This window comes from Odoribacter lunatus (genome assembly GCF_943193135.1).
GTDB lineage: Bacteria > Bacteroidota > Bacteroidia > Bacteroidales > Marinifilaceae > Culturomica > Culturomica lunata.
In genome coordinates this window covers 24,315-42,814 of the sequence record NZ_CALPCZ010000022.1, presented here as the reverse complement: position 1 = coordinate 42,814, position 18,500 = coordinate 24,315, and the positions used below count along the sequence as shown (strand labels likewise).

19 protein-coding genes and 2 pseudogenes are annotated in these 18,500 nt (G+C 52.4%); 5 read left to right on the top strand and 16 right to left on the bottom strand.

Going from position 1 to position 18,500, the window contains the following annotated elements; genetic code table 11:
* Positions 1–826 precede the first annotated feature (826 nt).
* From NFR61_RS08745 to NFR61_RS08730, 4 genes are all read left to right on the top strand, one after another.
* Positions 827–1,804, top strand: a complete 978-nt coding sequence (locus tag NFR61_RS08745) for an IS982 family transposase (protein WP_251623142.1) — start codon at positions 827–829, stop codon at positions 1,802–1,804.
* Positions 1,805–2,127: 323 nt separating this feature from the next.
* The gene (locus tag NFR61_RS08740; protein WP_117703491.1) at positions 2,128–2,304 is read left to right on the top strand and encodes a ribonuclease P; all 177 of its coding nucleotides are present in this window, start codon (positions 2,128–2,130) and stop codon (positions 2,302–2,304) included.
* Between the two features lie 13 nt (positions 2,305–2,317).
* Complete coding sequence (locus NFR61_RS08735) at positions 2,318–2,647, top strand: molybdenum ABC transporter ATP-binding protein (RefSeq protein WP_211478768.1); 330 nt, start codon at positions 2,318–2,320, stop codon at positions 2,645–2,647.
* Between the two features lie 8 nt (positions 2,648–2,655).
* Positions 2,656–2,913, top strand: a complete 258-nt coding sequence (locus tag NFR61_RS08730) for a hypothetical protein (RefSeq protein WP_251623140.1) — start codon at positions 2,656–2,658, stop codon at positions 2,911–2,913.
* 145 nt (positions 2,914–3,058) lie between these two features.
* On the opposite strand, the pseudogene tatC reads toward NFR61_RS08730, so the two are convergent.
* The 9 genes and pseudogenes from tatC to NFR61_RS08685 form a co-directional block, all read right to left on the bottom strand.
* A pseudogene (tatC, locus tag NFR61_RS08725) lies at positions 3,059–3,463 on the bottom strand (twin-arginine translocase subunit TatC); the annotation flags it as partial.
* A gap of 4 nt (positions 3,464–3,467) precedes the next feature.
* Positions 3,468–3,662: a Sec-independent protein translocase subunit TatA/TatB gene (locus NFR61_RS08720; protein ID WP_251623138.1), complete on the bottom strand. Its 195-nt coding sequence runs from the start codon at positions 3,660–3,662 to the stop codon at positions 3,468–3,470.
* 4 nt (positions 3,663–3,666) lie between these two features.
* Positions 3,667–4,725, bottom strand: coding sequence for an alpha/beta hydrolase (locus NFR61_RS08715; protein ID WP_251623136.1), 1,059 nt, complete (start codon positions 4,723–4,725; stop codon positions 3,667–3,669).
* Entirely contained in the window at positions 4,722–5,855 is a 1,134-nt protein-coding gene (locus NFR61_RS08710) for a cupin domain-containing carboxymuconolactone decarboxylase family protein (protein WP_251623134.1), read from the bottom strand. The genes NFR61_RS08715 and NFR61_RS08710 overlap by 4 nt, the downstream gene beginning before the upstream one ends.
* A gap of 108 nt (positions 5,856–5,963) precedes the next feature.
* Complete coding sequence (locus NFR61_RS08705; RefSeq protein ID WP_251623132.1) at positions 5,964–6,770, bottom strand: helix-turn-helix domain-containing protein; 807 nt, start codon at positions 6,768–6,770, stop codon at positions 5,964–5,966.
* 107 nt (positions 6,771–6,877) lie between these two features.
* Entirely contained in the window at positions 6,878–7,444 is a 567-nt protein-coding gene (locus NFR61_RS08700) for a flavodoxin (RefSeq protein WP_251623130.1), read from the bottom strand.
* Positions 7,445–7,459: 15 nt separating this feature from the next.
* Positions 7,460–8,671: an alpha/beta hydrolase gene (locus tag NFR61_RS08695; protein ID WP_251623128.1), complete on the bottom strand. Its 1,212-nt coding sequence runs from the start codon at positions 8,669–8,671 to the stop codon at positions 7,460–7,462.
* A 4-nt stretch (positions 8,672–8,675) separates the two neighbouring features.
* Positions 8,676–9,707 carry an alpha/beta hydrolase gene (locus NFR61_RS08690; RefSeq protein WP_251623127.1) on the bottom strand — a complete coding sequence of 344 codons (1,032 nt, stop codon included), beginning with the start codon at positions 9,705–9,707 and terminating at the stop codon, positions 8,676–8,678.
* Between the two features lie 140 nt (positions 9,708–9,847).
* The gene (locus NFR61_RS08685) at positions 9,848–10,624 is read right to left on the bottom strand and encodes an alpha/beta hydrolase (RefSeq protein WP_251623125.1); all 777 of its coding nucleotides are present in this window, start codon (positions 10,622–10,624) and stop codon (positions 9,848–9,850) included.
* On the opposite strand from NFR61_RS08685, the gene NFR61_RS08680 reads away from it, so the two are divergent.
* On the top strand, positions 10,610–10,930 hold the full coding sequence (locus NFR61_RS08680; RefSeq protein ID WP_251623123.1) for a hypothetical protein: 321 nt from the start codon (positions 10,610–10,612) through the stop codon (positions 10,928–10,930). The two genes, NFR61_RS08685 and NFR61_RS08680, sit on opposite strands and share 15 nt — an antisense overlap.
* On the opposite strand, the gene NFR61_RS08675 is transcribed toward NFR61_RS08680, so the two are convergent.
* The 7 genes and pseudogenes from NFR61_RS08675 to NFR61_RS08645 form a co-directional block, all read right to left on the bottom strand.
* Complete coding sequence (locus tag NFR61_RS08675; RefSeq protein WP_277613066.1) at positions 10,900–11,619, bottom strand: dihydrofolate reductase family protein; 720 nt, start codon at positions 11,617–11,619, stop codon at positions 10,900–10,902. The two genes, NFR61_RS08680 and NFR61_RS08675, sit on opposite strands and share 31 nt — an antisense overlap.
* 2 nt (positions 11,620–11,621) lie before the next feature.
* Positions 11,622–12,618, bottom strand: a pseudogene (locus NFR61_RS08670) (aldo/keto reductase).
* Positions 12,619–12,633: 15 nt separating this feature from the next.
* A complete protein-coding gene (locus tag NFR61_RS08665; protein WP_251623121.1) occupies positions 12,634–13,731 on the bottom strand; it encodes an iron-containing alcohol dehydrogenase in 1,098 nt (365 codons plus the stop codon).
* A gap of 11 nt (positions 13,732–13,742) precedes the next feature.
* On the bottom strand, positions 13,743–15,155 hold the full coding sequence (locus tag NFR61_RS08660) for an aldo/keto reductase (RefSeq protein ID WP_251623119.1): 1,413 nt from the start codon (positions 15,153–15,155) through the stop codon (positions 13,743–13,745).
* 11 nt (positions 15,156–15,166) lie between these two features.
* Positions 15,167–16,681 carry a 4Fe-4S binding protein gene (locus NFR61_RS08655; RefSeq protein WP_251623117.1) on the bottom strand — a complete coding sequence of 505 codons (1,515 nt, stop codon included), beginning with the start codon at positions 16,679–16,681 and terminating at the stop codon, positions 15,167–15,169.
* Between the two features lie 5 nt (positions 16,682–16,686).
* A complete protein-coding gene (locus NFR61_RS08650) occupies positions 16,687–17,625 on the bottom strand; it encodes an EFR1 family ferrodoxin (protein ID WP_251623115.1) in 939 nt (312 codons plus the stop codon).
* 183 nt (positions 17,626–17,808) lie between these two features.
* Complete coding sequence (locus tag NFR61_RS08645) at positions 17,809–18,498, bottom strand: flavodoxin (RefSeq protein ID WP_251623113.1); 690 nt, start codon at positions 18,496–18,498, stop codon at positions 17,809–17,811.
* Positions 18,499–18,500: the final 2 nt, after the last annotated feature.

Below are 18,500 nucleotides of genomic sequence, written 5' to 3'. Positions count from 1 at the left end.
TTCCTCCAAAAAGTCAATGCACTTTTGCTCGTCTGAAAACCTCGAATAAATCTCAAAAATTGACTTTGCTTCAAATTTTATCATTTCTAATGCGCTTATTTTGAGATGATAGTGCATAACAAATATACATTAATTCATATTCATCTACACCATATTTTGAAAGAAATTTGAGGTTTTCGGGAATTATTTTGAGATGAAAATCAATAAGTTCTGTTGGAATATTATTGTACAGAAATCTTTATATTTGTAGCGTTCATCAAAGGATGAACGAACATATCGGTTTTAAACACGGAAAGTGTTTAGGCTTTCATTCTCATTAGTAAATCTGGTAAATGTTATTTTAATATATAATAACATGTTATAAATGAGAGTTTTATGTAAATATTTCTCTAAATAAAGAAACAAAATAGAAACAAAAACATCTTTTTTACGATTTCCCGTTTTTTTTGCTTGCACTACTTTTCATTCCTTTCAGTTGTTCACACTCGAAGTCCTTTTTCCAACCTTCTTGCATAATCTTTGTCTTCAGACAAGCATCGCAAACCTCAAAGTGCAAACCTCGATTTTCTTTCAAGGAACATCCGTTTTACAAAGATACGCTTTTTTATAAAGACATAAACATACGGACAGGTAAATGTACCTGCCTATATTTAGTTTAGCATATATATATGACTAATATCCTAAACTAAACTATTTCTTCGGTTCTTTTAGTGGTATATTTTATGCAACCAAAAGAGAAGAGAATCCCACAGCCTGTATTTTCTCTTTTCGCTGCAATCCTATTTTATTTACTCGTTGGTTGAATTAAGGATCTAAATATTTACAAATGGAAAAGTTGCACATATCGCTGATTTTTAGTAATTTAATGGTGACAAAACCGTTGAATACTATTTATCTGCTTATGCGCAACTTCATAACAAATTTCGTCAGAATCCTCGGAATCTGCAAGGATTTCGCCGGAAATCGTGTCAATGAACTCGGAAATGTACCTCGTTGTGGTGTTGTTCCCAAGTTTTCCGATCTGGAAGTCATCGCTCTTGGCATAACAGCTGAGTCATTTCACATTGACAGTGAGAACGATCTGTTTTATCGTCTGCACCATGAGTGCAAAAACGACTTGCCAAACCTGATTAGCCGCAGACAGTTCAATGCCCGTCGTAAGCTGACAGCACGGCTCGCAGAGGAAATCCGCAAGGATGTGGCAACCTCCATTGATGGAGGGGAAAATGTTTTCTGCATTGACACTAAGCCCGTAAAGGTATGTCAGAACGCAAGAGCCAAACGCTGTGCAATGGGACGGGACAATCCCGAAGCAGCTCCGGACTGGGGCTATTGTGCATCGCAAGGAATGTATTATTATGGATATAAACTCCATGCTGTCTGCGGAATAAGCGGTGTTATCCATTCCTTCGACATGACAACTGCAAGTGTCCACGACCTCCATTACCTCAAGGATGTGCAGTGGGAATATCATGACTGCATGATGCTTGGTGACAAAGGCTATCTCAGCACAGAAGTGCAGCAGAATCTTTTTGACGTCGCCAACATTACTTTGGAAGTTCCGTATCGGTTGAACCAGAAGAATTGGAGACCGCCTACATGGGCATACAGAAAGTTCCGAAAGCGGATTGAGACCGTTTTCTCCCAACTCAACGACAGTCTTATGATGATACGTAATTATGCAAAGCAATCCTGCGGACTTTTCACCCGAATGGCAGGTAAAATAGCCGCTATGACTTTCATGCAATATGTCAATCTCGTTAATCATCGTCCGATTGGACAGATAAAATATTCACTAATTTAATTCAACCAACAGGTTTATTTATTCCCTTTTATCGGATCTCCCGTTGTGGGAGTTGCACCATTGCGTACCGACTTTCGGTCTGTTTGATGAGAATTGTGTCGCAAAGGTATATGTCCTGTCTTTCTTTTGTGCAAGGTCGGAGCCTGACGGTTCACGACCAAATCTCCACACACTGCAATCAGAGGTAGTATTTGCTTGTGAAACCCTGCATAAAGAGCCAAGACACCTTATGAGGCGACATAATTTCAATCAATCCCGAAAGTAGTAAATACTACATGAGGGATAAAAAAGAAAATCAAATGACAACAGAAAACAGCAATCGTATGTACGAATCAGAAGAAGTAACCGAAATTATTGGCGCACATTGCAGCCTACTCGTTCCATACAAAGGATACACAGAGGGAACGGTTGTGGGAGATTACGGCAACAAAATAGTCGTCCGTCTCAACAATGGTAAGGAGATAGCGGAATACCGTGATGAAGTAATTATCTATGATTAAAAAGGGAGAAGTTATGGGACAAATAGCATTCAAATTCGTCAAATGGGATGTGCCGGAATTGGCGACACTGAAAGACTGCAAGGTTTACAGGTTACGAGAGTGCCTCAATAATGGAGGCAAATTGACCCGTGATGACAAAAATTGGATAACGGAACAAGTAAGAGGATGCTGCCGTTTTCAGAAAGGCATCGCATTGATGGGCTATTACTTCGATTTCTCGGATGTTCTCAAGCGATATTACGTCAAACAGTACGGACATATTGCTGAATATTACGCAATCGACAAAACAGCCTTGCGTTCCTCACTTTACGGGAGAATTGAGAATATTGTTGAAGTTAAATAACCAAGAACATGAAAGTTACAATCGAACATGTCTTCTGTCGTTACAGCGATGAAGCAACGGACATTTATTTCCGCATCATCAACACAATCCTTTTTTCAATCGACGAAGCGGAATTGCGTGCCAGCATGGAACGTCTGAAAACGGAAATACATCTTGACGATTATTTCGTATTCGGCTACGGGGCACATCATCTGTGGGTCTGCCAAAGACGCCCCAGCGATCAGGCTAAAATTTTTGAGAACCGGGTAATCATGGCTGAATTTTGATGACGGTGGGAACAGGCTGAAATGGATAACGGACAATTTCAGCCACCCGCCATTTCCTTTTGTATAATCCTATCTTTCTTTTTTGGCTGCGCCATATCCTTTTGTAAAACCGGTCATTCGTGAAAAGCGGACTTCCGCTTTACCCATAACCTCCACCGACCACCCGCACGACGTATTTTCGTTCATTGGCATACAGAGCCGGAGACACGAAGCGGAACAACTGGTATAGGATGTATGGCGACGCGCAGAGGATTCCGGCACATAATGCGGCTTTCATGTGGATGATGAACTGCTCGGCCAGTCCCGTGTTGATGAGTTTCACAAGAAAATCCGGCGCATCGGCTTCCGTCACCAGACCGCTGAACGCATAGAGCAAGCGATAAGTGACGAAGTCGGCATCTTTGGGTGCAAGGATGACGGCGAACAATTCCTCCTTGAAGCAGAATGCCGCCACGCCGAACCCGACGGCGACCAGCAGGCTTCTCACGACAGTCGCCCGCAGCACGTCGAAGTGATCCCAGAACGATTGTCTGTCCGCATCCGTTGCCATCCGCTTACTCTTTTTTTGCAGGTTCTTCCTCGATTTCTTTCTCGATATTGTTCATCCCCTCCTTGAACGAACGTACTCCCTTGCCGAGACCTTTCATCAGTTCGGGAATCTTCTTGCCGCCGAAGAACAACAGCATGACCAATGCGATGAGCAGCACTTCCTGCATGCCCAGACCGCCGATAAAAAGTAGATGTGTCATATTATTACATTGTTTTATCAACTTGATACAGCCACTCCGACAAGTGATCTGCTAATACATCATTGTTGAGATCCTGCATCAGGAAGTGTGTATTGCCATAGATGCCGATTTTGGGAAGTTCGACCAACGTTGCATTGCCTCCGTGGCGATTCACGGTCTCCACGAACTTGCGAGCCATTTGCAGGCGCACGCGCCAGTTTTCGTCGCCGAGGTTCTCGGACGGTGTTTCGGGAATATAGTCGCCGAAATAGAGTATAATCGGAATCTGTGTAAGGCGCGCGAACTGCTCCATCGGAACGGGCGTTCCGGCTACGCCTCCCGTTAGCCCGTCGATACGTTCCGGCACTTCGCCCTCGGGAAACACGAAACCGCCCGGTTCATACGCAACGACCGCCTTGACCTCAGGGTTCTGCATGGCAGCTATCCAACCCGGAAATCCGCCGGCCGAGTGGGTAACGAGGACATGGTCGCCGATGCGGTCGGCCAATGCGCCGAGAGCGGGAACGTCCTGCCGGTGGTCGCTCAGATCGGGCGTCATTTCGCGGAAGAACTGCGAGAGCGACACGGAGTCTTTCGGGAACTGCACTCCGTCGTTATAGTTCGGCCATATGCCGAGACGCCATATGTCGAACCAGAACATCTCGTCGGCCACAGGCTTGACCGCAGTGGTCGCCGATGTTCTTCCCGCACGCCCCCGACCGGGCAGATCCATGACATAACTGCTCCACCCGCGGCGCAGCATCAACGTAGCGAATCCGTCGCGGCCGTCGGGTGTCATCTGCCAGCAGACGCCCGAACCGCCGTAACCATGTACATAGACCAGCGGCAGCCGATGAGCGTCGGCGGGTATCTGAAAATCCACAAAGGCATGGTCGGCACGGTAACTCTGTCCGGTCTCTTCCTGCTCCGCCCAGCCGACGAATTTGCGGTTGTCGTATCCGCCCTCTCGCTGTATGGTCACTCCGCCGACAGTGAAATGTCCCTGCTTGGCGATAGTTATGTTCTGCGCTTCCGTTGTTCCGATAAAAGCCATAAGCACTGCCGATAAGATAATCCTTTTCATTTTTGTTGCGTCAATTGGTTCAATACTCCGCGAAACGGTTCAGAATACATTTTGCCGAGGTTCGTCTCCACGATATTCAACAATGCTGAAAGCTGTTCAGCCGTGATGCCCAGATGCAGGCAGATCGACATGTGTCCGTATGCCATCGGCTCCACACCGCCCACGCCGGCGAGAACGGACACCGTAGCGAGTTCCCGTTCTCTGTAAGTAAGCAGGTCGCGCTCGAAAATATCGGCGAACAAATGCTCTTTCAAGAAGCGTTCAACGGTCGGGGCGAATACGGCATATCCTGCTTTCGGAGCATCCGACGGCACACCCGATATTTCGGCGAGTACGTCGCGTCCGCGTTCGTAACGGCTGCGGTTGTCTTCTCTTACCGTCGCTTCCCGACCGACGGGATCGTCGATGCCTTTCGCTTTGCGTTCATCCACTACTTGCATGAACGTCTGGATAGCCCGCAGGCTGCGCGGAAATCCGCAATAGGCGTAGGCGTGAATCAACACTTCATTTACCTCATTGACGGTCATACCGGCCTCCAAAGCCTCCGTGAGTGCCGGTTTCAGATGTTCCAGATCGCCTTTGCCCGTATAGGAAGCCACTGCGACAATGGCCTGCTCTCGGGCGGTCAATGTCTTGTTCGCTTCCGCATAGCGACTTTCGGTCGTCGCTTCGCGGTATTGTTCGTCGCTTACAGGGTCGAGCCAAAGGGTCGCATTCGTCTGCGGATTGCACTCGATAGCCACGTGGGCGAACCAACTGTCGGGCGCTGCACCGTGCCAATGCTCCACATCGGGAGCGATTTCGACGATATCGCCCGGAAACAACCGACGGGCAGGCTGTCTTTTCTCCTGATAGTAACCGATACCTGCCGTAGCGATCAGAATCTGTCCGCCCTTGTGCGAATGCCAACTGTTTCGGCAACCCGGCTCGAAGGTAACGTTGAACATCGGAACATTCAGTTCCCTGTGTTCGCTCAACGGTGCGAGCCATACTTCGCCCGTAAAATTGGGATTCGGGGATATTTTATCGCCCAGCGGATAGGGTTGGCGAAAGGCATTTGCATCCTGTGCATAAGCTCCTGCACATGATATGGATAACATGGCTGTAAGAAATAGATTTTTAATGTTCATATTATTTTTCGTTTTTTGCAAAGGTAATGGCAAGCCCTAAAAACGACGATATAAAAAAATCGGTAAAAACTGCTGTTTTTACCGATTGTATGAACTTGTAAGAATCTGCTACTCCCTGTAATCCGACGGTTTGACACCCAGATTCTGTTGCACGTAGCGACTGAAATAAGCGGGTGACGAGAACCCGAACATGTCGGAGATCTGAACGAACGTCAGCGATTTGTCCCGCAACAGGCGCGTGATGTCGAGGATCGTATAGCGGTTGATCCAGTAGTTGGCCGCATAGCCGCTGACTTTCTTCGACACCTCCGAGAGGTATTTGGAGGTTACGCACAAGCAGTCGGCATAATAGGTCACCTCGCGATGTTCCTGGTAAGTTCCCGCTTCCAGCATCTTCAGAAAACGGTTCATGATGGAGGCGTTCTGCGTGGAGATGTCGCTCTCGCCGTACAGGCGGGCATGAAAATCAAAGAAGTCAAGAATGGCGGCCTGCATGGCATTGACGAGCGTCTCGCGGTAGAACCGGTGTCCGGTATCGGCAATACGCTCTTCGAGCCGCTCGAAATCGCGCCGGCAAACGATCTGCTGCTCCGGCGTGAGGTGCATCACGGGATTGAGGAACAGCGCCAGCGAACCCTTCATGCCGTAGTTGCTCTGCGGCGTGCACAACTCGATGAACCCGGGTTTCGCGTAAATGATCTTGCATCGGAAATCGTTCGACGGTTCGACTCGCTCCACCATTTTCCGCTTGCGGATGATCGACAAGTCGCCGGCGTACATCTCGAAATCCCGCTCATTGAAGCGGTAACGGCACGTACCGTCCAGGCAGAGCAGATGCGCCAGATACTCCTCTTCGGAATCCGTCGGTACGATGCCCAACCTGTCAGCAACTATTATGTCGTTTCGATATTCCATGCCGTTTAACTTCTCAGATGCAAAAATACGAATATTTTAAGAAATAAACGTGCAATCGTTTCAACTGCGATTGCACGTTTTGTTGTTTTTAACAAAGTTGCGACTCTCTATCGTATGATATTTATTGTTCGCAGCCAATTCTCAACTCCGTTCGTATTTCTTCCGGTCGCACCAAATCCTTGTAAATGTAAGGAAGCGGGCGTAAGTTCCACAATCTTTACAAGCGTCTCTTCCCGATAGGTCGAAGCGTAAGTACAGAATGGGATGATAATCTTGTCAGAGAAATCATAGTCCGAAGTTTCGAGGAATGACCATATTGCCATCGGTGCTGTATGCCACCATACCGGACAACCTACAAAAATAACATCGTAATCATCAAGATTATCCACTGAACCTTTCAACTCAGGGCGAATGCCGTTATCCAACTCGTTCCGTGCGACCACCGTACACTCGTTGTAGTCAGACGGGTAGGGATTGACTGTTTCTATACGAAACAGCGTACCTCCAGTCATATCCGCAATTTCCTCCGCCAAGTGTTGCGTATTGCCGCCCCAACTGAAATAGGCGACGAGGATTTTCTTCTCTGCCGGGCGGGCAGTCCCGAATACGGTCTGTGCATCAGCTGCCGTCCAGCACAGCAGGACGGCGAGCAGGGTCATTAATTTCGTTTTCATAATTATCTTTTGTTTTTAATTGTTAGCCATAATTTCAGTCATCCATCTGTCGAAGCTGACCATCCACGTCTCATGGGTATATCCGAAGCCGTGCGGCAGTCCCTCGTATTCGTGCTGTTCCACTTCGACACCCGCTTCGCGCACGGCATCGGCACACTGCTGGAACTGGCGGTAGAACGGGTCGCGCGTGCCGTAGGCGAAGAATGTAGGCGGAATATCGGCTGCCCGGAATTTCTCCACGTCGGTCGAGGCGACGCTCAACCGGCCGTAGAAGGCGTAGATCATGCCGATGGTGCATACGTCGGCCGACACCTCGTCGAACGTATCGGGACGGTAGCCGGCTGCGAGTGCCGTCCCGTTTACCAGTCCGTCGAAATTGAGCGCTTCATCGCCGCAGAGAATACCTCCGGCCGAGAAGCCCACAGAGGCGATGTCATTCGGATCGATCCCATAATCGGCAGCGTGGCGGCGGACGAAGCGGACGGCGCGCGCCAGATCGAGGCTGCCCTCCTCCATCCGGTAGGGCTGCACGCGGTAGTTCACGACGAATGCCTGATAACCGTGCCGGGCAAACCATTGAGCGACGGGCGTTCCCTCCATCCGGTCACTGCGGAACATAAACGCTCCGCCCGCACACACGAGCACCGCGCCCTTTACTTCCGTGCCTTCCGCCACCGGAAAGTAGTTCATGTGGGGACGGAACGATGGCGGATCCTGATAGGAGCCCTGACTGCCCGTATAGTTCGTGACCTTCGCCATATTGCCCTCCGGCCACAGATAGATGGTCGAAGACAGCGGGTTCTGGTCATCATCCCCGACGACCGGCGGCGTGTCGTCATCCGCAGCGGCACGGGTCGTGAACCGGCGTGTTCGGCCGTACACTGCGCCTTCGGCGGTCGTGGCATACGCCCGAAGATAATAGGATGTATTTGCCGCGAGTCCCGTGGCGTAGCAGGCGAACGAAGCAGCATCGCCCGCACCGGCGCTGCGGTTGTCGTCGATGGTCGGATTGTCGGTCGTCGCCCAGCAGATGCCAAACTCCGTAACTGTTTGCGTCTCGCCGATAACGCTACCGCCCGAGAGGGCGTTGTCGGAAGCGATGGCCGTCACTTCGGCGGTTTCGACACGGATGCTGGAATCGGGTGCGCTATTGCCGCTGTCGGCACAACCCGTTGCGGTTGCGCTGACGAGCAGTGACAAGATAGATGATAAAATTGTAGATTTCATAGTATTACAGATTCTTCCCGAAAAACTCTGTCAGCTTGTTTACCGCCTGCTCCACGTATTCCGGCACGTAGTAGGTCTTGATATGCGTGGCGCCGGGAATCAGGAACAGCTCCTTGTCCTGAGTACCCGTGGCACGGCTGTAGCATAATTCCGTCATGTAGAATGTATCTGCAATGCTGCCGGTCATCATCAACAGCGGCCGGTCGATCAGGTACATCCCTTCGCTGGCATCGAACGCCATCAGATCGACCAAACTGCTCTTCGTGTAACGGAACGTGGAATTGGGGTGCGCGTGGGTTTGCAGATAGTATCCGTATCCGTCGCGGTAGAGGTCGAACGGCAGTGCGGCTGCCTGCTCGGGCGTAACGCCGCTCATGTCGCCCATGTATTCAATCTCTCCGCCTTCGGCTTCCTTCTGGCGGGCAGCACAGGCATCGGCCAGACGCTCTTGAACGCTGTTTATCTGCGAGTCGAGAAATCCGTTGCGGCGAACGAGTCCCGTGTTGAACATGCTCAAAGTGGCTATTGCTCTGAACCGTTTATCGGTCTGCGCGGCCGCCAGCGTATAACCGCCACCGCCACAGATGCCGAGGATGCCCACCCGTTCGGAGTCGACGCCCGGATATTGCAGCAGAATATCGGCCGCACGATGGATGTCCTCGATGCGGTTGGCAGGCTTGTCCGTGTTGCGCGGCTCGCCCTCGCTGGCCCCTTGATAGGCGGCATCGAAAGCCAGACAGATATAACCCTGTTCCGCCATGCGCTGGCTGTAAAGACCTGCCACCTGCTCCTTCACGCCGCCGTTGGGATGCGCCACGACGAGGGCGGGATAGCTTTTTGCCGGGTCATAATCTGCCGGTGTATAGACGTTGGCGGCGATTTTCAAACCGCCGAGGTCGTAGGCAATGGGATGAATATTAACCTTGCCGGCTGCATTTTCCGTGATTGCGCCGGTATAGACCAGCCCCCATGGATTCGAATTGTGGCTCTTGAAAGCGGACATATCTGCCACAGTAAATGATTCGTTCGTTTTCATTGTCTCTTGTGCATTTGATGTATTGCATACAGCCAGACCTGCCAACAATACGATTGTAATTATCCTTTTCATTGTTAATCATTTATATTACATATTACTGATATGCAAATGTAAAAAGCTGCCGGCAATCTCAGTTTACATTATTTCCGGTCGGAATTTCCATTTTTACGGAAAATATATTTCTCCCAGAACTTTACGGCATCTTTTTCCCAGCCTTCCGCACTCGTCCCGATACCCAGTCCGAAGCCGTGACGCAGACTCGGGAAGAGATGAAATTCGGCATCGATGCCCAGCGCGTTGAGATTCTCCACCCGCCGCTGCATGACCGACGCACTCGCTATGCCGTCGTTATCGCCGATGACTACGTAAGTCGGCGGATCGTTGCGCGTATAGTCGGTATGGCTGGTGTAACCCATAACGACGACGGCCGGACGCGGGTTATCGGCCTCGATGAATCCCTGTGTCGAGTAGGAACCCAGATAGGCCGCCATGCGCGCGCCTGCCGAGCCGCCCCACAGCGAGTAATCTTCAGTCGATACCTGCAACTCTCCGGCATGGTGCAGGATGAAGTCGATGGCCGCGGCGAGGTCTTCGCACGCCACCTGCGCACCGCCGGTCCGATACTGGATGGAAAAGGCGTTGTAGCCCATTTCGCTCAAAGCGATGGCCAACGGAAATCCTTCGTGAATCGCTCCGACATACGACCAGCCGCCGCCCGGGCAGACGACGGCGAACGGCCGCCCCGCTTCGCCCCGGAAAAAGAAAAGGCCGGTATTGTTCTTGCGTGTATCCGCACGCTTTTCAGCATCGGAATAGATGTCGTAAAAGAGACGATTGCCTGCATGGACATAGTCAATCATTCGGTTGATGGTCTCTACGGCCCGCTCGCCCGTCACGTAGTTGTGATAAGGCAGCATGCTCGCGACGTTTCGAAGCGGCAAATCGTCATCGTACCTCCGTTCGGCAGGCAGGATGAACTGCCCGAATCCTGCGAACGCTTCGTGGGCTATCGCATCTCCGACCGTATGGGAGACGGTCAGGTGGCCGGATGTCGGTCGCGTCGGATCGTCATCGCCCGGCGTTTCGGGCTGCTCTGCCGGCGGTTGCGTATTAGGCTTCGACGGTTCCGCCTCGGACGAGGTACAGGCGACCGACAACAAGCACAGCAAAGAAATAACCATTATGTTCGTTTTCATTTTATGACCTTTTTATGGAATTTATAGCGCAGCCATACGACACCGTGTTCCCGCTGCGAAGCAGAGAGCAGTTGCAGGCTTTGTCCCGCAGCCGGACGGTCGGTCGTACTGCCAATATATTCGAAGATAGAAGGCACACCCAAAAGCCCGTCGATACCGGGATAAACGACAAGACTCAGTTCGTCGATCAGCTCCCCGGCCAGCAAGGCTCCGTTCAATATACCGCCTCCCTGTACCGAAACGGAGCGGATGCCGAACTCACGGCCGACGACTTCGAGACCGGTCCGCAAATCGACCGCATCTTCGACAATGACGTAGGAAATCCGCTTCTCGCGCAGATGGACGAGGTACTCCTCCGTGGCATTCCGCCCCACGATGACGAGTATATTGTCGCCTCTCAGAGAGGAAGAAGTAAAGAAAATGTCGGCATCGGGATCGGCTACGATGAACATCCGCTCCGAACGGCGTTCGCCGATGAATACGGCAGGAGTATCCGGCTGTACGGGATGTCCGGAGATGGTGAATTTATAGGAAAATACGGCACGGACGGTGTTCTTTCCGAACATCCATGCATCCGTGCCCAGTTCGCGGCCGATGGCGGCATAGACCTGCAACAGCGCCGAGGCGGGCGTGCCGTCGAACGGTTCCGACCAACGGTCGTTGAGCAACCGCCCATCGACGGAGCTCATGATATGACAGATTACTTTCGGTTTCATAGCTATTTTTTTACGGGCGATCCTCCGAACACTTCGCTCATCGGCATCGTCGCAAGGGCGTCGTCGATGGACTGCACCTGTTCGGCGGTCAGGCGGATGTCGGCGGCTCCGATATTCTCTTTCAGCCGGCACAGATGGCGCGTTCCGGGAATCGGCACGATCCACGGACGTTTGTTCATCATCCACGCCAGCGCGATCTGCGACGGCGTGGCACGGTGCTCCTCCGCCAAGCGGTCGATAAGCGCGAACAGCGTGCGGTTCTGCTCGAAACTCTCCGGGCGGAACTGCGGCATCGAAGCGCGGTAGTCGGTCGCGGCGTCGAACCGCGTGTCGGCGGTGTAGCACTCCGTCAGCAGTCCGTTCGCCAGCGGCGAAAAGGCCACAAAGCCCACACCCAGCTCTTCGAGCACGGGAAACAGCGCCTCATGTCGGCGCGCCATCATCGAGTAGCGGTTCTGCACGGCTGCGACGGGACAAACCGCATGGGCGCGGCGCAGATACTCTTCCGTCGCCTCCGAAATGCCCCAGTATAGGATTTTCCCTTCTCGGATCAGATTGGCCATCGTGGCTGCTACGCTCTCCGGTTCGACCTTCGGGTCGATGCTGATAATAGAGGTCTATGCGGTCGGTGTGCAGGCGGCGCAACGACTCTTCGACCGAGCGGCGGATAGTCGCCGGACGCGAATCGGGAATCAACGCATGCGGCCCCGCACCGTGAGGATTGTCGAACGTCAGTCCGAATTTGGTAGCCAGCACGATCCGGTCGCGGAACGGTCGCAAAGCCCGGCCCAGCAACTCCTCGTTATCGTGTGGGCGGTCTGCCGTACCATAGACCTCGGCCGTGTCGAAAAAAGTATAGCCCATCTCCACGGCATCGGAGAGCAGTTCCGTCATTTCGTCCTTGTCGGCAGGTGCGCCGTAGGCGTGGCTCATGCCCATACAGCCCAGCCCCACGGCGGACACTCTCAGTCCGCTCAATCCTAATGTTCTGTAATACATGATATTTATCTTGCTTTATCTGATTAATGAATCCATAATGCCAAAAACTTCATCCTCACACAATTCCGTATCGCACGGGATACCAGCGACCTGTTCGCGCGTGATTCTGCCGTCGTAGTACATCTCCACGCCGAGACCGGCGAACAATTCAATCAGATTTCGGGATGATTCTTCGATGGATGAATCGAAACCGAAAGCGTCCCGGTAATACTTCACAATCTCCTCGGCATGGCGTCTTCCCATCGCTTCAAGAAACCTCGGGAAAACGGAGGTCAGACTCCTGCGATACGTGCTGCCGAAGAGTTTCTCGGGCAGGAACTCCAACTCGTAGATGTCGTAGGCGAAAGTCTCCTCTTTTCCGATTCCCAGCCGGGACGAAGTGGAAAGCGAGGCCCCCAGCATGATGATTCCCCGCGCATCGAGGTCATCCGGATTCTTCTGCAAGGTTCGTGTCGCTTCGAGTACGTTGCGGATATAGGAAATCCCCGCATCGTAGGACATCTTATTCTTGTCTCCGAGAATGCAGGCCGACAATTGAACCAACGTGACAAGGCCTGTGTAGGTCGTCATCTCCCGCTCCAAAGTGAGTGAATATCGGGGACAAAGAATCGCATAGTCGGCAGCGATGCCGTAGGCCGTGCCGAAATCTCCGGTTCGCGAATCGACGGAGACCGCACCCAGACCGTTTTCGGAACCACTGGAGGGATAGGTGGGGATCAGCGCAAGCGGCAGACGTTCCAGACCGTAGGGATTTTTCCCTTTCACATAGTCCCAGAGGTCGGATTCGTGATAGAAGCCGAAAGCCATCAGCTTGGCGCTGTCCATCACGCTCGCTCCGCCGGCTCCGATAATCATCGTGATGCCGTTTGCCTTGGCGGTCCGAATGCCCTCCTCTATTTTGGCAAACTCGCGCGAGGAGCCTCCGTATTCCACGAAAGGAATGCCGCTGTCGGTCAAGGTCTGCACGATGTCGTCGTGGCAGCCGTTTCGTTTTACGGAGCCGTCGCCGTAAACGAACATGACCTTGTGCCCTTTGGCTATTTCGGCGATGGTTGTCCGTATATCATTACGAAACAAAAGTTTCGTGTCATTTCTGAAAATAAAATCTTTCATATTCAATTTATCTATTGTAATTTTCCTTGTTTAAGTTGTTCTACGAAATGGTCTATCCGCTGCATCTGCGCCGGAATATCGATGTTCTGCGGACAGTGGTGTACGCACTGGTTACAGCCGATGCAATGGTTCGCCTGTCGCAGGCGCGGTACGCTGCGGTCGTAACCCACGAGGAAGGCGCGGCGAGCTTTCCGATAGTTCTCATCTTGCGAAGATGAGATTATGTTGCCCTCGTTGATGCACTTGTTGTAGTGGGCGAAGATGCCCGGAATATCCAGCCCATAGGGGCAGGGCATGCAATACTGGCACGCCGTACAGGGAACCGAAGAATATTTGAGCATGGTCTGCGCCGTATCTTCGAGCAAGGCGAACTCCTTGTCCGTACAAGGGTCGAGCGGTGCGAAGGTGCGGATGTTGTCCTGCAAATGCTCCATGTAGGTCATGCCGCTCAGCACGGTCAGCACCTGGGGAAACGAGGCGGCAAAACGGAACGCCCACGAAGCGATGCTTTCATCGGGACGGCGCTGTTTGAGGCGTGCGTTCAGGTGGTCGGTCAGTCCGGCAAGGCGTCCGCCCAATAGCGGCTCCATGACCACCACGGGAATATTCCGTTTGTCCAGCTCCGCGTAGAGGTATTCCGCATTGAAATTCCGACCCGACGCATGGCGGTAGTCCATGTAGTTCATCTGAATCTGCACGAAATCCCAATGAAATTCATCATGGCGCGAAAGTAGGTAGTCGAATGCCCGGATATCGCCGTGGTAGGAGAAGCCGAGGTTGCGGATGCGTCCAACTTCACGTTCTTTCAGCAAGAAGTCGAGCAGGTTGTTGTCGAAGAAACGCTCCATCAGCGTGGGCAACCCTTCGCCCATCCCGACAATGTGCAGCAGATAGTAGTCGATATAGTCGGTTTGCAAGTCCCGGAAAGAGTTGCGGTACATCTGCACGGAAGCCTCGAACAGCTCCTGCGGCGACAACCCTTGTCCGACCAGACGGTGGTTGGACATCTTGGTGGCAAGGTAGTAGGAATCGCGAGGATGCCGTTTCAGGGCGATGCCCGTAGCTTTCTCCGAAAGTCCCTGACAATAAGGCGGTGCGGTATCGAAATAGTTGATACCATGCACAAGGGCATAATCGATTAAGGCATTGACAGCTTCCTGATCGATGATTTCGCCGCTGCCGTCATCGGCAGGCTTCATCGGCCAGCGCATACAGCCGTAGCCCAAAACGGAAACCTTTTCGCCGGTTTTCGGGTTGGTACGGTAGGTCATCTTGTCGGTCGGAACCTTGCCCGACGCGGAGCGGCTGCCCGTAACGGGATTATTTTTGGAATCGCAGCCCACCAAGGCAGTGGTCGTGGCGGCTGCACCTATGCCGAGACGTTTCAGAAACTCCCGGCGGTTTATATCTTTTGGTTCACTCATAATCTTTGGTTTTATATGATTCGATGCCGTTCATGTCCTTCGACGTAGATGGCACTGAACGGACGTGCCGGACAAAGGTTTTCGCAGGCGCCGCACCCGATGCAACGCCCGGTATTCACTACGGGGATGCGGGGCGAATCCTCCATATCCGGATTGGACGGAACCATCAGTATGGCTCCTGCCGGGCAATGCCGGGCGCAGTTGCCGCAATCCACGCCGTCGGTCAGCGGCACGCAGTTCTCTTTTATCCATACAGCATGGCCGATCTGAATAGCAGACTTGTCGGCTGTCGTGATTTTCAGAATCGCTCCCGCAGGACAGACCTCCGAACACTTCGTGCATTCCGGACGACAATAGCCCCGTTCGTAGGATGCTTCCGGCTGCATCAGGGTTTCCAGTTTCGTCGAGGGACGCAGTACGCCATTGGGACATACCGATACGCAGAGCTGGCAGGCCGTACAATGCGCGGCCATGTTACGCAGGCTCTGCGCTCCGGGAGGAACGATCGGAGTGCTGCGGTCGGGTATCTTCTTATCGGCAATGACTGCCAGTCCGCCGTCCACCTTCTTCTCTTGCGCTTTCAGGGTGGCGGTCGCTACAACAAGAGTCGTCGTAGTCAGGAAACTGCGGCGGGCGGTATCGATTCGTTCATCACCGGACTCTTGCGCAGGTTTTCCCGTCGCCGAACCGTTGGAGTTCTTTGTTCTCAACCGGAATCCGACAGCCTCATGCTTGCAAGTTTCGATGCAATCCATACATGCCACACAGCGGCTGTAATCTACCCGATGCTCCTTGCCGTCGATGCACGCCGCCTTGCATTTGCGCGAACAGAGTCCGCATCCATTGCACTTTCTCTCGTCAATCGTAATGTGCAGCAGCGAGAAACGGGAGAGAAAGCCGAGCACCGTCCCCACCGGGCAAATCGTATTGCAGTAGGTTCGTCCGTTCCGCCATGCCAACACAACCAGCGCAACGAATGTTACGACAGCGATTGCGAATGTCGGCAGGCTCTTCAGCCACACCTCGGTTTCGTAAAAGGCATAGCTGTCCGCCCGTTCGGCGAAGTAGGCCAGCAGGTTGTTACCCCAGCCGTAAAGCAGGGCGAACAGATTCGAGGCGATACGCCCGTAGGAACTGTACGGGGCAAGCAAGGCTGCGAACGAGCCGATTCCGGCAACCAGAGCCACGACGAATAGTCCCAGCACCCCGTAACGCAGCCACCTCTTTTCGGGAGAATAGGAAAACCGGTATTTCTTCTTTTTCCGCCGTCCGTTTATCCACGACACGATGTCCTGCATCACGCCTAACGGGCAGATGACCGAGCAATAAACCCGCCCCAGCAGCAACGTCAGTACGACCAGCCCGACAACCACTCCGACGTTCAAGGCAAGCAAGGCCGGCAAGAACTGAATCTTCGCCGTCCAGCCAAGCCACGCATGAACCGTTCCCGTGAAGTCGAGAAACAGAGCCGTAACCGCGATGAAAAACACCGCTGCAAAAGCCACTCTTATCTTTTTCAGTACCATATTGTTCAGAATTGATTGTTAGCACGCTTGATATCCATCAGCGAGATGTGTTCGTTGCGGTATCGGGCATCGGGATTTCTTTCCCTGCCGTCCGGAAATGATTCGTCCTCCGACCTAAGGAAACGGATGGCTTTCTGCGGACAGTTCTGGATGCAGGCGAAGCAGTATTCGCAATCGCCGGACATCTTGACACCAGCCGATGTCAGTTCATAATTGCCGCGTGGGCAGACCGAGACACAGGCGCCGCAACCGATGCAGGCATCGGTCACGGTGAAACATTTCTCGCTTTTCATCAGAAAACCCACCTCCGGATCGAGCTTGGTCCACTGCATGAATCCCCGGTGCATCTGTCGCTCATCCTCCGTCACGGGCTCGTGCCACCGTTTGTGTTCGGCAAGATCGGCAGCGATTTTTTGCAGATTCTCCGGAATATGCTTGTCGATCAAGATTTGCTCGTTCATGTCAAAATTAGGCAGCCAGTTGTCCACCATGATGATAGTGCCTATATAATCGAACGCATTGCCCACCTTTCGGGATATATCGTTCCAAATCTCTACAGAATCGCACTTCCGTGCGCCGTAGGTCAGAACAGCGAATTTGTATTCGGCCTTCAGTTTGGCTCTCCGGATGAATTGCCTGACCATATAGGGCGGCATGTGCCCGTAAATGGGATAGACGATTCCTATTTCATCGGCTTCGAATTCGTAGCGTCCCTGTTTGACCATTTGCGGAATGCTCAGCACCTCCGCATGCTTTCCGGCAAGCTGACGGGCAGCATAGAGACTGTTGCCGGTTCCGGTAAAATAAAGCACGATGCGCTTTTTTCGCTTTGCCTCGCACGATGTCAGCGAGAACAAGCCGGACGACGCAGCAGCAACGCTTATTACGGCTGCTCCCATGCGCTTCAGAGCACTCCGGCGAGTAATTTTATTGTTCGTATCCATATCTCTGATATTCAATAGTTATAACTAAGGCAAAGATAGATAATGCAATCAAGGAGCACCTTACAGAAATTACGGGATGTAATGCGATTTTTACGGTAAACATCTCTTTGTCCATTGGCTCATATAAAAGCCGTTTTTCCGGCATGTTGTCGGAAAAACGGCTTGCAGTATCCTTTTGTCCCGCTACTTTTTCATTCCGATTTTCTCCAGCCACTTCAATATGCCCTCTTCGGAATTCGCCACCCGTTCGCGAGCAACAGAGTACCCGTCGAGTACGGTGGCTTGGGGTTCCAGTTCGCGAATGGTTTTGATTGCTCCCGAAAAGCGACTGCCGCCGTGCGTGCAGAACGGGATGACGGTCTTGCCGCCGAAATCATACTCGTCGAAGAACGAGTAGAGCGGCATCGGCATGTCGTACCACCAGTTGGGGAACCCGACGAACACCACGTCGTAATCCTTCAGATTTTTGATATGGGTAGCCAGTTTCGGACGGGCATTGTTGTCGATTTCCACTTTCGCGGCATCGATCAGAGCCTTATGCGAACCGGGATAGGTGTGGACGGTCTTTATTTCGAAAAGATCGCTACCCGTGGCTTCGCTGATAATGGTAGCGACATATTGCGTGTTTCCCATTACCTTGCCGCCGGAAAGCACCCGGCTCGCGCCTGACGAGGCATCCACGCCGTCCGTCTCCGGAACGGAAAAGTAAACTACGAGGACTTTTCCGCCCGCATGGGAAACAGCGGTCGGCGTTTGCTGTCCTGAAACGGCCATCGCACGAGCGTCTGCATTTTCATGGGCGGCAAAAGCACAAAGAACGACTGCACAGCAAGCGGCAGCCAACATTCCGCCGATAATATTTCTCTTTTTCATAT

What these genes read in the sequence shown, in the direction of transcription:
- NFR61_RS08745 (WP_251623142.1), top strand. Translation starts at nt 827, where the DNA reads ATGGAAAAGTTGCACATATCGCTGATTTTTAGTAATTTAATGGTGACA.
- NFR61_RS08740 (WP_117703491.1), top strand. Translation starts at nt 2,128, where the DNA reads ATGTACGAATCAGAAGAAGTAACCGAAATTATTGGCGCACATTGCAGC.
- NFR61_RS08735 (WP_211478768.1), top strand. Translation starts at nt 2,318, where the DNA reads ATGGGACAAATAGCATTCAAATTCGTCAAATGGGATGTGCCGGAATTG.
- NFR61_RS08730 (WP_251623140.1), top strand. Translation starts at nt 2,656, where the DNA reads ATGAAAGTTACAATCGAACATGTCTTCTGTCGTTACAGCGATGAAGCA.
- NFR61_RS08720 (WP_251623138.1), bottom strand. Translation starts at nt 3,662, where the DNA reads ATGACACATCTACTTTTTATCGGCGGTCTGGGCATGCAGGAAGTGCTG.
- NFR61_RS08715 (WP_251623136.1), bottom strand. Translation starts at nt 4,725, where the DNA reads ATGAAAAGGATTATCTTATCGGCAGTGCTTATGGCTTTTATCGGAACA.
- NFR61_RS08710 (WP_251623134.1), bottom strand. Translation starts at nt 5,855, where the DNA reads ATGAACATTAAAAATCTATTTCTTACAGCCATGTTATCCATATCATGT.
- NFR61_RS08705 (WP_251623132.1), bottom strand. Translation starts at nt 6,770, where the DNA reads ATGGAATATCGAAACGACATAATAGTTGCTGACAGGTTGGGCATCGTA.
- NFR61_RS08700 (WP_251623130.1), bottom strand. Translation starts at nt 7,444, where the DNA reads ATGAAAACGAAATTAATGACCCTGCTCGCCGTCCTGCTGTGCTGGACG.
- NFR61_RS08695 (WP_251623128.1), bottom strand. Translation starts at nt 8,671, where the DNA reads ATGAAATCTACAATTTTATCATCTATCTTGTCACTGCTCGTCAGCGCA.
- NFR61_RS08690 (WP_251623127.1), bottom strand. Translation starts at nt 9,707, where the DNA reads ATGAAAACGAACGAATCATTTACTGTGGCAGATATGTCCGCTTTCAAG.
- NFR61_RS08685 (WP_251623125.1), bottom strand. Translation starts at nt 10,624, where the DNA reads ATGCTGCCTTATCACAACTACGTGACGGGCGAGCGGGCCGTAGAGACC.
- NFR61_RS08675 (WP_277613066.1), bottom strand. Translation starts at nt 11,619, where the DNA reads ATGAAACCGAAAGTAATCTGTCATATCATGAGCTCCGTCGATGGGCGG.
- NFR61_RS08665 (WP_251623121.1), bottom strand. Translation starts at nt 13,731, where the DNA reads ATGAAAGATTTTATTTTCAGAAATGACACGAAACTTTTGTTTCGTAAT.
- NFR61_RS08660 (WP_251623119.1), bottom strand. Translation starts at nt 15,155, where the DNA reads ATGAGTGAACCAAAAGATATAAACCGCCGGGAGTTTCTGAAACGTCTC.
- NFR61_RS08655 (WP_251623117.1), bottom strand. Translation starts at nt 16,681, where the DNA reads ATGGTACTGAAAAAGATAAGAGTGGCTTTTGCAGCGGTGTTTTTCATC.
- NFR61_RS08650 (WP_251623115.1), bottom strand. Translation starts at nt 17,625, where the DNA reads ATGGATACGAACAATAAAATTACTCGCCGGAGTGCTCTGAAGCGCATG.
- NFR61_RS08645 (WP_251623113.1), bottom strand. Translation starts at nt 18,498, where the DNA reads ATGAAAAAGAGAAATATTATCGGCGGAATGTTGGCTGCCGCTTGCTGT.